The organism is Phaeobacter italicus (genome assembly GCF_019801785.1).
In the GTDB taxonomy this organism is placed as follows: Bacteria; Pseudomonadota; Alphaproteobacteria; order Rhodobacterales; family Rhodobacteraceae; genus Phaeobacter; species Phaeobacter italicus.
On record NZ_JAHVIJ010000001.1, the window covers coordinates 153,733 to 166,391 of the forward strand.

At 58.4% G+C, this 12,659-nt stretch carries 11 protein-coding genes; 7 read left to right on the forward strand and 4 right to left on the reverse strand.

Annotated features, from left to right (window positions below):
* The 7 genes from nuoK to KUV39_RS00755 all read left to right on the forward strand — a co-directional run bounded on the left by nuoK (nt 1) and on the right by KUV39_RS00755 (nt 8,718).
* Complete coding sequence (gene nuoK, locus KUV39_RS00725) at nt 1-306, forward strand: NADH-quinone oxidoreductase subunit NuoK (protein WP_008560402.1); 306 nt, start codon at nt 1-3, stop codon at nt 304-306.
* A 6-nt stretch (nt 307-312) separates the two neighbouring features.
* Nucleotides 313-2,412, forward strand: a complete 2,100-nt coding sequence (gene nuoL, locus KUV39_RS00730) for an NADH-quinone oxidoreductase subunit L (RefSeq protein ID WP_222458669.1) — start codon at nt 313-315, stop codon at nt 2,410-2,412.
* On the forward strand, nt 2,412-3,959 hold the full coding sequence (locus KUV39_RS00735) for an NADH-quinone oxidoreductase subunit M (protein WP_008558951.1): 1,548 nt from the start codon (nt 2,412-2,414) through the stop codon (nt 3,957-3,959). The genes nuoL and KUV39_RS00735 overlap by 1 nt, the downstream gene beginning before the upstream one ends.
* A gap of 14 nt (nt 3,960-3,973) precedes the next feature.
* On the forward strand, nt 3,974-5,413 hold the full coding sequence (gene nuoN, locus KUV39_RS00740; RefSeq protein ID WP_222458670.1) for an NADH-quinone oxidoreductase subunit NuoN: 1,440 nt from the start codon (nt 3,974-3,976) through the stop codon (nt 5,411-5,413).
* Between the two features lie 87 nt (nt 5,414-5,500).
* On the forward strand, nt 5,501-6,256 hold the full coding sequence (locus tag KUV39_RS00745; protein ID WP_222458671.1) for a biotin--[acetyl-CoA-carboxylase] ligase: 756 nt from the start codon (nt 5,501-5,503) through the stop codon (nt 6,254-6,256).
* A 15-nt stretch (nt 6,257-6,271) separates the two neighbouring features.
* Entirely contained in the window at nt 6,272-7,054 is a 783-nt protein-coding gene (locus tag KUV39_RS00750; RefSeq protein ID WP_008561667.1) for a type III pantothenate kinase, read from the forward strand.
* Nucleotides 7,051-8,718, forward strand: coding sequence for a ribonuclease J (locus KUV39_RS00755; protein ID WP_222458672.1), 1,668 nt, complete (start codon nt 7,051-7,053; stop codon nt 8,716-8,718). Before KUV39_RS00750 ends, KUV39_RS00755 begins: the two co-directional genes overlap by 4 nt.
* 187 nt (nt 8,719-8,905) lie before the next feature.
* On the opposite strand, the gene KUV39_RS00760 is transcribed toward KUV39_RS00755, so the two are convergent.
* The 4 genes from KUV39_RS00760 to KUV39_RS00775 form a co-directional block, all read right to left on the reverse strand.
* Nucleotides 8,906-9,079: an RSP_7527 family protein gene (locus KUV39_RS00760; protein WP_008559062.1), complete on the reverse strand. Its 174-nt coding sequence runs from the start codon at nt 9,077-9,079 to the stop codon at nt 8,906-8,908.
* 188 nt (nt 9,080-9,267) lie between these two features.
* Entirely contained in the window at nt 9,268-10,773 is a 1,506-nt protein-coding gene (locus KUV39_RS00765; protein WP_222458673.1) for a DEAD/DEAH box helicase, read from the reverse strand.
* A 180-nt stretch (nt 10,774-10,953) separates the two neighbouring features.
* Entirely contained in the window at nt 10,954-11,913 is a 960-nt protein-coding gene (locus tag KUV39_RS00770; RefSeq protein WP_222458674.1) for a glycosyltransferase family 2 protein, read from the reverse strand.
* Nucleotides 11,910-12,656: a hypothetical protein gene (locus KUV39_RS00775; RefSeq protein WP_222458675.1), complete on the reverse strand. Its 747-nt coding sequence runs from the start codon at nt 12,654-12,656 to the stop codon at nt 11,910-11,912. Before KUV39_RS00775 ends, KUV39_RS00770 begins: the two co-directional genes overlap by 4 nt.
* Nucleotides 12,657-12,659 lie beyond the last annotated feature (3 nt).

Sequence of the window (12,659 nt, forward strand, 5' to 3'; positions counted from 1 at the left end):
ATGATCACAATTGAGCATTATCTAACCGTCGCGGCGACGCTGTTCGTCATCGGCATCTTCGGGCTCTTTCTGAACCGCAAGAACATCATCATCCTGCTGATGAGCATCGAACTGATGCTCCTCGCGGTGAACATCAACCTCGTGGCCTTCTCGTCGTTCCTCGGCGATCTGGTCGGGCAGGTCTTCACTCTGTTTGTTCTGACAGTGGCCGCTGCTGAGGCCGCCATCGGTCTTGCGATCCTGGTTTGCTTCTTCCGTAACCGCGGCACCATTGCCGTTGAAGACGTCAACGTGATGAAGGGCTAAAGCGTCATGGAAACCATCCTTCTCTTTACCCCGCTGGTGGGGGCGCTGGTCTGTGGCTTTGGCCACAAGATCCTTGGCGAAAAAGTGGCGACTGTGTTCGCCACTGCACTTCTCTTCCTGACGGCGGCGCTGTCCTGGATCGTCTTCCTGACGTTTGACCCCTCTGCGCATGAAAACGGCTATTACACTGTCGAAATCCTGCGCTGGATCCAGTCCGGTAGCCTCGACACGTCCTGGCAGTTCCGCGTTGACCGTCTGACCGCGATCATGCTGATCGTGATCACGTCCGTGTCCTCGCTGGTTCACCTCTACTCCTTTGGCTACATGGATCATGATCCGCAGTGGAAGGACGGGGAGAGCTACAAGCCGCGGTTCTTTGCCTACCTGTCGTTCTTTACCTTCGCCATGCTGATGCTGGTGACAGCCGACAACCTGGTCCAGATGTTCTTTGGCTGGGAAGGTGTGGGCGTTGCCTCCTACCTGCTGATCGGCTTTTACTACCGTAAACCCTCTGCTGGTGCGGCCGCGATGAAAGCGTTCATCGTCAACCGCGTCGGGGACTTCGGCTTTGCGCTTGGTATCTTTGCGCTCTTCTTCCTGACTGGCAGCATCAACTTTGATGACATCTTTGCCGCGACGCCGATGCTGGCTGAAACCCAGCTGGGTTTCCTGTGGACGGAATGGAACGCGGCAAACCTGATTGCCTTCCTGCTGTTCGTCGGTGCGATGGGTAAATCGGCTCAGTTGATCCTGCACACTTGGCTGCCGGACGCGATGGAAGGCCCGACACCTGTTTCGGCCCTGATCCACGCAGCGACGATGGTTACTGCTGGTGTGTTCCTTGTGTGCCGCATGTCGCCCCTGATGGAAGTGGCGCCTGAAGCGACCGCCTTTATCACCGTCTTGGGTGCGACCACGGCGTTCTTTGCGGCGACAGTTGGTCTGGTCCAAACCGACATCAAACGTGTGATCGCCTATTCGACCTGTTCGCAGCTTGGCTACATGTTCGTTGCAGCCGGGGTCGGCATGTACTCCGCAGCGATGTTCCACCTGTTCACGCACGCCTTTTTCAAAGCGATGCTGTTCCTTGGTGCAGGGTCCGTGATCCATGCGATGCACCACGAGCAGGACATGATGAACTACGGCGGTCTCCGCAAGAAAATCCCCTATACCTTCTGGGCGATGATGATCGGTACCCTTGCCATCACCGGCGTTGGTATTCCCCTGACGCACATCGGCTTTGCAGGCTTCCTGTCGAAAGATGCCATCATCGAAAGCGCCTATGCAGGTGGCTCCATGTACGGCTTCTGGATGCTGGTGATCGCAGCGGCGATGACCTCCTTCTACTCCTGGCGCCTGATCTTCCTGACCTTCTACGGCAAGCCGCGTGGCGACAAGCATACGCACGATCACGCGCATGAAAGCCCGATGGTCATGCTGGTTCCGCTGGGTGTGCTGGCTCTGGGTGCTGTGTTCTCCGGTATGGTCTGGTACAACAGCTTCTTTGGTCACACCGACACCGTGGGCAAGTTCTATGGCATCCCGTATGCCGAAGCGCCTGCCGAGGCGCATGGCGACGACCATGGTGCAGCCAAGGATGATCACGGCGACGCCGCCAAGGGCGAACATCACTATGCCTTTGCTGGTGAGCCGGGGCAGGGCGCGCTTTACATCGCACCTGATAACACCCTTCTGGACGATGCCCATGCTGTCAACAAATGGGTCAAGTTTTCGCCCTTCATTGCAATGGTGCTTGGCCTGTCCCTGGCGATCTGGTTCTACATCGTGAACCCGAGCCTGCCCGGCCGTCTGGCACAGACCCATCAGCCGCTCTACCAGTTCCTCAAGAACAAATGGTACTTTGACGAGCTGTATAACTACGTCTTCGTCAAACCGGCTCTGGCGCTTGGCCGCTTCTTCTGGAAGCGCGGCGATGGCAGCACCATTGATGGTGCCCTCAATGGCCTGGCCATGGGTATCATTCCCTTCTTCACCCGCCTCGCCGGTCGCGCACAGTCGGGTTACATCTTCACTTATGCCTTCTGGATGGTGCTGGGGATTGCAGCCCTGGTTACCTGGATGTCGATCGGCGGAGGAGCGCACTGATGGACAATCTCCTTTCAATTGTCACCTTTATCCCGGCGCTCGCGGCGGCCATCTTGGCCCTGTTCCTGCGCGGCGAGGATGAGGCGGCACAGCGTAACGCGAAATATGTTGCGCTTTTTGCTACCACGATCACCTTCCTGGTGAGCCTCGGGATCTACTTTGAGTTCGATCCCGCCAACACCGGCTTCCAGTTTGTGGAAGAGGCCGAGTGGATCTTTGGCCTGAAATACAAAATGGGCGTGGACGGCATCTCGGTTCTGTTCGTGATGCTGACAACCTTCGTCATGCCGCTGACCATTCTGGCCAGCTGGGACGTCAAGACCCGTGTCAAGGAATACATGATCGCGTTCCTGCTCCTGGAAACGCTGATGCTCGGTGTGTTCATGGCGCTGGATCTGGTCCTGTTCTACCTCTTCTTTGAAGCAGGCCTGATCCCGATGTTCCTTATCATCGGTATCTGGGGGGGCGCGAACCGCATCTACGCGTCGTTCAAGTTCTTCCTCTACACGTTCTTCGGCTCTGTTCTGATGCTGATCGCCATGATCGCCATGTTTGCAGACGCAGGCACCACCGACATCGAAGCGCTGCTGACGCACAGCTTCTCTGCCGGAAGTTTCGACGTCCTCGGCATCCACATCGTGGGTGGCATGCAGACGCTTCTGTTCCTGGCGTTCTTTGCGTCTTTCGCGGTGAAGATGCCGATGTGGCCGGTTCACACCTGGTTGCCTGATGCGCACGTTCAGGCTCCGACAGCTGGGTCTGTTGTTCTGGCGGCGATCCTGCTGAAAATGGGTGGCTACGGCTTCCTGCGCTTCTCTCTGCCGATGTTCCCTGTTGGGGCCGAGGTGATGACTGATCTCGTCCTGTGGATGTCCGCGATTGCGATTGTCTACACGTCGCTGGTTGCGATTGTTCAGGACGATATGAAGAAGCTGATTGCTTACTCCTCCGTCGCACACATGGGTTTTGTCACCATGGGTATCTTTGCTGCCAACCAGCAGGGCATCGACGGTGCGATCTTCCAGATGCTGAGCCACGGCTTCATCTCTGCCGCGCTCTTCCTCTGCGTTGGGGTGATCTATGACCGCATGCACACCCGTGACATCGACGCCTACGGCGGTCTTGTCATCCGGATGCCTGCCTATGCGCTTGTCTTCATGTTCTTTACCATGGGCAACGTGGGCCTTCCCGGCACATCCGGCTTTATCGGTGAATTCCTGACCCTGATGGGGACCTTCCAGAAAAACACCTGGGTTGCGATGATCGCGACCACCGGCGTTATCTTCTCGGCGGGCTATGCTCTGTGGCTGTATCGCCGTGTGGTCTTTGGCGATCTGATCAAGGAGAGCCTGAAAACCATCAAGGATATGACTGCGCGTGAGCGCTTCATCTTTGCACCGCTGGTCATCATGACCATCCTGCTGGGTGTCTATCCTGCGGTTGTCACCGACATCATCAGCCCGTCCACCGAGGCGCTGATCGCTAACTTCAACCAATCTCTGGCCGCTGCGGATCTTTCCCCGGCGACCCAGATCGCTTCGCACTAAGGGGGCATGGGCTGATGATCCCAGCTGATCTCACCGTTATCTTGCCAGAGATTGTTCTGGCGCTCAGCGCAATGGCGGCGCTCCTTGGCGCTGTCTACACCGGCAAAGACAAACTGGCCTCGGCGCTGGTTTGGCTTATCGCTGGCCTGATGCCGGTTCTTGCCATCTGGATTGGCACCGGCTCCGATGGTAGCCGGTCTGCCTTCAATGGCATGTTCATCGATGATGGCTTTGCGCGTTTCGCAAAAGTTGCCATTCTGCTGTCTGCAGCGGCGGTTCTGGTCATGGGGCAGGACTATATGTCCCGCCGTGGCATGCTGCGGTTTGAATATCCCATCCTCGTCGCGCTGAGCGCGGTGGGCATGATGGTGATGGTCTCTGCAGGCAACCTGATGTCGCTTTACATGGGCCTCGAGCTGCAGTCTCTGGCGCTCTATGTCGTGGCGTCGCTGCGCCGGGACAGTGTGAAGTCGACCGAAGCCGGCCTGAAGTACTTTGTTCTTGGTGCGCTGTCCTCCGGCCTGCTGCTTTATGGGGCCTCGCTGGTCTATGGCTTTGCCGGGACGACCGATTTCGCGGGTATTTACGCGGTGGCACAGCACGGCGAAGTCTCTGTTGGCCTGCTGTTTGGTCTGGTCTTCCTGATCTCGGGTATGGCGTTCAAGGTCTCTGCGGTTCCGTTCCACATGTGGACCCCGGACGTCTACGAAGGCGCGCCGACCCCCGTGACCGCGTTTTTCGCATCTGCTCCCAAGGTCGCTGCGATGGGTCTGTTTGCCCGCGTGATGCATGACGCATTCGGCCACGCGGTCGAAGACTGGAGCCAGGTTGTCGCGCTGTTGTCTCTCTTGTCCATGTTCGTTGGCGCCGTTGCCGCGATCGGTCAGCGTGATATCAAGCGTCTGATGGCTTATTCCTCGATTGCGCATATGGGTTATGCGCTGATGGGTCTGGCTGCTGGCACCGCCTATGGTGTTCAGGCACTGCTGGTCTATCTGGCCATCTACGTGTCGATGAACATCGGGACCTTTGCCTTTATCCTGATGTTGGAAAAGGACGGCAAACCGATCACCGACATCCGCGCGCTGAACCTTTATGCGCGCCGCGAGCCGGGCAAGGCGCTGGCAATGCTGATCCTGCTCTTCTCGCTGGCCGGTGTGCCGCCGATGCTGGGCTTCTTTGGCAAACTTTACGTCTTGAACGCCGCCTATGATGCAGGCCTCGCCTGGCTGGCCATCGCGGGTGTGATCGCCTCTGTTATCGGCGCGTTCTACTACCTGCGCATCGTTTACTACATGTACTTTGGTGAAGAGGGCGAAGAGCTGGACAGCAACCGCTCGCCGATCCTCTGGGGCTTCCTGATGGCGTCCGCCGCTGTCATGCTTCTGGGTATCATCAACATGTTTGGTGTCGAAGGGGCAGCTGCCGCTGCGTCGGTGGCGCTGGTCAACTGATCGTTGATCGCCTAAAAAACAAACAAGGCCTGGTCTTAGGACCGGGCCTTTTTGCCTTGATAAGACCCGAGCACGAGGGAAACGGACATGAGCGACTGGCCCGAAGGATATGGACGCTGCCTCCTTGATGAGGTGGATAGTACCTTGGACGAAGCCGCGCGACGTGCGCCAACCCTGAGTGGCCCTGAGTGGATCCTGGCCAAGCGGCAGACCAAGGGGCGGGGCCGTCGTGGACGGGCCTGGAAAGAGCCAACAGGCAATTTCGCGGCGACACTGGTCCTGCGACCGAAGGGGCCGGCCGACCAGGTGGCTTTGCGGAGCTTTGTGGCGGCGCTCGCAGTCTACGACGCCTGCATCGCGCTGTGCGGAGAGGTGCCGGGCCTCGCTTTGAAGTGGCCCAATGATGTGTTGTTCAACGGTGGAAAACTGGCAGGCATTCTGTTGGAAAGCGCCGGACGCGGCAATGATGGCGGTGTCAGCCACCTCTCTATCGGGATTGGTGTCAATCTCATCGAAACACCAATGCAGGAATGGTTGGAACCGGGCGCAGTATGGCCCGTGTCGCTGTTGTCCGAGACCGGCATTCAGATCACACCTGAGGTGTTCCTGGGCGAGCTGGCAGCGGCCTACGCCCGGCTGGAGGCGCAGTTTGTGACCTACGGGTTTGAACCCATCAGAACCGCCTGGCTGTCCCGCGCTGCCCGGTTGGGTGAGGTTGTGACCGCACGCACGATGACCAGTGAAACCGAGGGGACTTTTGAAACGATCGACGCCTCAGGAAATCTGGTTCTGAACACCGCGAAGGGACGCATCAGCATCCCGGCCGCGGACATCTTTTTCTAGGCGAGAGGGCAGAGCATGCTTCTGGCGGTAGACTGCGGTAACACGAATACAGTTTTTTCCATTTGGGACGGCGAAAATTTTGTCGGGACGTGGCGCACAGCAACAGACTGGCGGCGCACGGCAGATCAATATTATGTCTGGCTCAATACGCTGATGCGTCTGCAGGGGATCGAGGCGGATATCACCGATATGATCATCTCCTCGACAGTGCCGCGCGTGGTGTTCAACCTGCGCGTCCTGGCAGATCGCTACTTCAACACCCGGCCCGTGGTGGTCGGCAAAACCGATTGTCTTTTGCCCGTGGCGGTGCGGGTGGATGAGGGAACCAATGTCGGGCCGGACCGTTTGGTCAATACGGTTTCGGGTTTTGACAAATATGGCGGCAATCTGATCGTGGTGGATTTCGGCACGGCGACAACCTTTGATGTGGTGGCCGAAGATGGCGCCTATATCGGCGGCGTCATTGCGCCGGGGGTGAACCTTAGCCTTGAAGCGCTACATCAGGCTGCAGCGGCACTGCCCCATGTGGATATTTCCAAACCTCAGGCCGTGATTGGCACCAATACGGTTGCATGTATGCAGTCAGGTGTGTTCTGGGGCTACGTAGGCCTGGTACGCGAGATCTGCGCGCAAATCAAAGCAGAGCGGGGCGTGCCGATGAAAGTAATCTCGACAGGCGGGCTGGCGCCTTTGTTCCAGCAGACAGCAGATCTGTTTGACGCATGGGAGGACGATCTCACCATGCATGGTCTTCAGATCATTCACAAATATAACAAGGAAAACGGTCTCCAAGGATGAGCACTGAACGTTTGATCTACCTGCCCCTGGGTGGGGCAGGGGAAATTGGCATGAACGCCTATGTCTATGGCTATGGCAAACCGGGCAAGGAACGCCTTGTTCTGGTCGACCTCGGGGTGACATTCCCCGATATGGACAGCACCCCAGGTGTTGATCTCATCATGCCGGACATCCGCTGGCTGAAAGAGCGGGCCGACCAGCTGGAAGGGATTTTCATCACCCACGCCCATGAGGACCACATCGGCGCGGTTGCGCATCTCTACCGGGATCTGAACACACCGATCTATGCCCGCGCCTTCACTGCCAACCTTGCCCGCCGCAAGATGGATGAGGCGGGTCTGGATAGCGAACAGGTGAAAACCGTGTCCGCCTGGCCCGAAGTCACAAAGCTTGGCCCGTTCACCATTGGCGTTGCGCCGATTTCTCACTCGATCCCGGAAAGCGGTGGTCTGGTGATCGACACACCTGCCGGGCGTGTCGTGCACACTGGCGACTTCAAAACTGACCCGACACCGATTGTGGGCGAGCCTTTTGATCCGGAAATGTGGGCAGAGATCGCCAAGGATGGCGTCAAGGCGCTGGTCTGCGATTCCACGAATGTGTTCTCGTTGAACCCCGGCAGGTCCGAGGTCGAAGTCGGCCCGGAAATTACCCGCCTCGTCGGCGAGGCAGAGGGCATGGTCGTTGCGACCACCTTTGCGTCAAACGTCGCGCGTGTGAAGACGCTGGCAGAAGCAGGCCACGCCGCCGGGCGGTCCGTTGTCCTGTTGGGACGGGCCATGCAGCGGATGATCGATGCCGCCACCGAAACGGGCGTCCTGCAGGGCTTTCCCAAGGTGGTCAGCGTTGAGGCCGCGCAGGAGCTGCCGCGCGACAATCTGATGCTGATCGTGACCGGTAGCCAGGGCGAGCGGCGTGCGGCCTCTGCCCAATTGGCGCGTGGCAAGTATCGTGGCGTGGAGGTGAAAGAGGGCGACCTCTTCCTGTTCTCGTCCAAAACCATTCCGGGCAACGAACGGGGTGTTATCCGTATTATCAACCAGTTCTCTGAAAAAGGGGTCGACGTGGTTGATGACAGCTCTGGGCTGTATCACGTGTCTGGGCATGCAAACCGGCCTGATCTGGAGCGGATGCACGATATCATCAAGCCGCAGATGCTGATCCCGATGCACGGCGAGCACCGTCACCTGCGCCAGCATGCCCGTCTGGGAGAGGCCAAGGGTATCGCCAGTGCAGTGGCCGTGAACGGCATGATGATGGATCTGACAGGCGATGCGCCCAAGGTTGTGGATTACGTCGATACCGGCCGCACCTATCTGGACGGTTCCGTCAAATACGGCGCGCTGGATGGCGTCGTGCGCGACAGGATCCGGATGGCGTTGAACGGTCATGTGGTTGTCACCCTTATCCTTGATGAGGAAGATGAGCCACTGGGTGAACCATGGTGCGACATCAAGGGGCTGGCAGAAACCGGCAGTTCGAACGCAGCTCTGGTTGAGGTGATGGAAGAAGACCTGAACCAATTCGTGATGCGTGCCGATGCAAAGACCCTGCGCAACGATGACAAGCTGGAGGAAAACCTCCGCCGTGTTGCGCGTCAGACCGCGCAGAATGAAATCGGCAAGAAGCCAGAAGTCACCGTGGTGATCAGCCGTATGCGCTGATCCGTTGTTGCGGCCCGCCTATGGTGCGGATCACATTGTCAGAGCCCGCTGCAGAACCCCTGTGGCGGGCTTTTTTGTGCGCTGACCATCCCGGGTAACCCGGAAACAGAAACGCCCTGCCGAATGGGCAGGGCGTCTTGCGACAGGAGCAGCAGGGAGGAGGCTGCCGATGTCAGATCTTGGTTGATCAGGCGTGGCGCGGGCGGGCGAACAGGCCGGCCAGTTTGCCGGGCAGGGACGCAAAGCCGCGACCAACGCTGCGCAGAAAAGAAGCCATCGCCTGCGCGCGCAGCTCGTGGGCGCGCATTTCGATCTGGCGGATTTCTTCAGCGGTCACGTGTGGGAATTCCAGCTTGTCCATGATGAACCTCGTGTCTTTCGGATGTCGTCTTTGTTGCCGCTTAGATAGGGGGTTGGAGGGGTGAGGACATCCGCGAAAATCGTCAATCCCGCCATGCTGCACGTGCAAAGGTCCGCCGGACGCATGTGTTATCCATAAAAAAGGCCACCCGTTTGGGTGGCCTTTGTGTCATTGGTTTCTGCTGTGGTTCAGCCAGCGCGACGCTCTGCAAAGCTCAGCGCGATGAAGCTTGGCATGTGGTCGCCCATGCCAACAACCACACGGTCGTTGTTGTTGCCACGGCCACGGTTGTTTTTGGACTTCTGGTTGCCCTTTTGGTCCGGCTTGCCACGGTTGGCTGCCTTGGGCTCTTCGGTCTTTGCGGGTTCTGCGGCCTTGGCCTCCACCACATTTGCCTCGACAACTGTGGTCTCTTCCTTGGCGGCATCCTTGCTGCGCGAGGAGCGGCGGCTCCGGGTCTTGCGTTCTGTAGTCTCGCCGTCTTTTGCTTCGGCAGTGTCCTGGGCCTTGGCGTCCGCTTTGGCCTTGGGGTCTGCCTTGGCCTTTTTGAACGGATTCTCGATACGCGGGATTTCCTGCTGAACGAGACGCTCGATGTCTTCCAGGTTCTTTTCGTCCTTGGGCACGCAGATCATCATCGCAGTACCATCGCGACCGGCGCGACCGGTCCGGCCAATGCGGTGAACATAGTCTTCTGCGTGGCTGGGCACGTCGAAATTGAACACGTGGCTGACGCTTGGGACATCCAGACCACGGGCCGCCACATCGGAGGCCACGAGGAAACGAAGATTACCTTCGCGGAACTCGTCCAGCGTCTTCATGCGCTGGCTCTGGTCGAGATCACCGTGGATCGGCGCAGCGTTGTAGCCATATTTCTTGAGCGATTTGGCGCAGATATCCACGTCCGTCTTCCGGTTGCAGAAGATGATCGCGTTTGTGCATTTTTCGCCTTCCTGATCGATCAGGTGGCGCAGCAGCTTGCGCTTTTCACTGCCTTCACGATCGCGGCGGGAGGCTTTGAACAGCACAACGCCTTGGGTGATGTTCTCTGAGGTCGTGGCCTGCCGGGCGACTTCGATCCGCTCGGGTGCGGAGAGGAAGGTATTGGTGATGCGTTCGATCTCGGGTGCCATGGTCGCAGAGAAGAACAGCGTCTGGCGAGTGAAGGGCGTCAGGCCGAAAATACGTTCGATATCAGGGATGAAACCCATGTCGAGCATACGGTCGGCTTCGTCGACAACCATGACTTTCACGTCAGACAGAATCAGTTTGCCGCGCTCGAAATGGTCGAGCAGTCGACCGGGCGTTGCGATCAGCACGTCGACGCCCTTGTCGATCAGCGCGTCCTGCTCTTTGAACGACACCCCGCCAATCAGCAGCGCTTTGGTAAGGTTCAGGTGCTTGGTGTAGGTGTCGAAGTTCTCGGCGACCTGCGCCGCGAGCTCGCGTGTTGGGCACAGCACAAGGCTCCGCGGCATCCGTGCCCGTGCACGACCCCGTGCAAGAAGGGTGATCATCGGCAGAGTGAAGGACGCGGTCTTGCCGGTCCCGGTTTGCGCGATCCCCAGAACATCACGGCCCTCAAGAGCGGGCGGAATGGCGCCTGCCTGAATCGGTGTGGGGGATTCGTAACCCGCTTCCTCAATGGCTTTGAGGACTTTGGGGTTCAGGTTCAGATCTGAAAATTTTGTCATTTGCGTCCGTTTTTGCGGACACTGACCTGGCCCGCGCGTGTCTAACAGTGCCTGTCCCGCATGGTCTTGCGTCCTGTCTGGACCGGCTTGCGGCGGGGCATAGCAAAATCCGCCATGATCGTCAATTAAACCGCGATTTTACCGCTGTTTTGATTGCGACACGGGTAATCGCGAAACAGTTTAGTCAAATTGAGGGAAATGTCGCTGTCGTTTGGCGTCGAGATCCAGCTGACAGTGGTGGACCATGTTGCGTGACTGCAGTTCGGAAAACACCCTCGGGTGCTCTGCATTGATTTCTGCAAAGAACCGACGCAAGCCGTCTTGGCCGTGTTCCTCTTCCACCATCGACAGCAGTTCATGAGCGCTGAGACCGCCCATGGCCCGGGGGAAACCAGCGGAAAGACCTGGCCTGTAAGACCCCCGCTCCAATCGGAAACGGTAGGTGGATTGCCAATGATCCCAGCTTGTCGCGTGCCGGTGGCACAGCTGGAGGGCAGAGGTGATTGCTTCGCCGGGAACTTTTTCTCCGTCTCGAAGAAGGTTGTGAATGCGAAACTGCACATCTTGCAGCCCTGTGCGGGCAAACAGCTTGCCTGCGGTGTGGCTCAGGAAGCCACCTTTCAGAAAGCTCCCGAATTCGGGATAGATTGCGCGAACCTCGTCCTCGCGTTCAGGGCCTGGAGGCACCATTGATTTATAGTGGTCTTGCCGCCCGGCCAGCGCCTCTAGCGGGCGCAGCCGCAAGGACGTGGTGCCTGGTGGCAAGTTCGTCAATATATCCGCGACCCTGGGTGCACCGGCGTCCGGCATTGGCCAGATGAATTCATCCGCATCAATATGGGCAACCCAATCGGTTTGAATACGGCGGTAGGCGTGGGTGGCGTTCATGGTCTGTCGGACCTGATGCATCGCCGGCCGGCCGCGTTTACGCTTGCACCAATAGGTGTCGTCACATGTCGTGACGCGGACCTTTGGATGGGCCTTCAAATGCAAAAAGGTCTCGTCATTGGGTTCATCGAGATAGATGTGCAGGCGATGGGCGCCGAGATCCAGATGGTAGGCGGCAAACGTCAGAACCGTACGCGCATCGGCCTTGATGGTGCTTACAATGCCCCAGGTGGTCCGTTTCTCTGGCGTCATGATTTGCGAGTTGCCTTGTAACGCTGGATGCGTCCAAAGATGCTGCGTGGATCCTCCATCACCATCCGCAGCATCTTCATGCCAAGCGGACGCAACACCAAATCGTTTTCACAGATGCGCCACAGCCGGGCCAGCATGTGTCGGTCCAGATCCCCATGGGGCAGGTGGTAGGGGCTCATGCCAAAACCCAGGTCATCCAATTCCTTGCCCTTGATCCGGGGCAGGCCGCGATCAAGCGGGCGACCAGACAGTCTGCGTTCGCTGTCATGCAGCTTGATCAGGTGAAACAGCATCTGCAAGCCTTGCCCGCCAAGCCGTTGCTCTATCGTCTTTCCGTGATCGGCAAAGGTGGCCGCCGCAGAAATCAGCCAGCGGATGGGGAGGTCTGCAGCAAGGTCCGCCCCATGTTCGGTCCAGATCCGCAGAAACAGCGCGCGCGCTTCCTGTGGTGGGTCCCGACGGCGCAGGATCGCGATGCAAAGCGCATGAAGCGCCCAGATCTCTGGCGCGCCCGCAAATTCTGCGCACAAGGCCTGCCATTTATGCGCAATATGATGGTCCGGCAGATCGTCCAGAGAGGCAGAAGTCGACGCAGGGTTCGGGAGCGGGGTAAACAAATCCGCCAACACCACGTCGACCGGGGGCAGCGCTGACAAAGGCGCCTGAAACGGTGTCTCGCGTCTCTCTAGCTGTCGCAGCAGTTTGTAGAACCCGCCAGGATAGTTTTGTTTTGCAATATCCATGGC

Coding starts and splice junctions, on each gene's coding strand:
- nuoK (WP_008560402.1), top strand. CDS start 1: ATGATCACAATTGAGCATTATCTAACCGTCGCGGCGACGCTGTTCGTC.
- nuoL (WP_222458669.1), top strand. CDS start 313: ATGGAAACCATCCTTCTCTTTACCCCGCTGGTGGGGGCGCTGGTCTGT.
- KUV39_RS00735 (WP_008558951.1), top strand. CDS start 2,412: ATGGACAATCTCCTTTCAATTGTCACCTTTATCCCGGCGCTCGCGGCG.
- nuoN (WP_222458670.1), top strand. CDS start 3,974: ATGATCCCAGCTGATCTCACCGTTATCTTGCCAGAGATTGTTCTGGCG.
- KUV39_RS00745 (WP_222458671.1), top strand. CDS start 5,501: ATGAGCGACTGGCCCGAAGGATATGGACGCTGCCTCCTTGATGAGGTG.
- KUV39_RS00750 (WP_008561667.1), top strand. CDS start 6,272: ATGCTTCTGGCGGTAGACTGCGGTAACACGAATACAGTTTTTTCCATT.
- KUV39_RS00755 (WP_222458672.1), top strand. CDS start 7,051: ATGAGCACTGAACGTTTGATCTACCTGCCCCTGGGTGGGGCAGGGGAA.
- KUV39_RS00760 (WP_008559062.1), bottom strand. CDS start 9,079: ATGGACAAGCTGGAATTCCCACACGTGACCGCTGAAGAAATCCGCCAG.
- KUV39_RS00765 (WP_222458673.1), bottom strand. CDS start 10,773: ATGACAAAATTTTCAGATCTGAACCTGAACCCCAAAGTCCTCAAAGCC.
- KUV39_RS00770 (WP_222458674.1), bottom strand. CDS start 11,913: ATGACGCCAGAGAAACGGACCACCTGGGGCATTGTAAGCACCATCAAG.
- KUV39_RS00775 (WP_222458675.1), bottom strand. CDS start 12,656: ATGGATATTGCAAAACAAAACTATCCTGGCGGGTTCTACAAACTGCTG.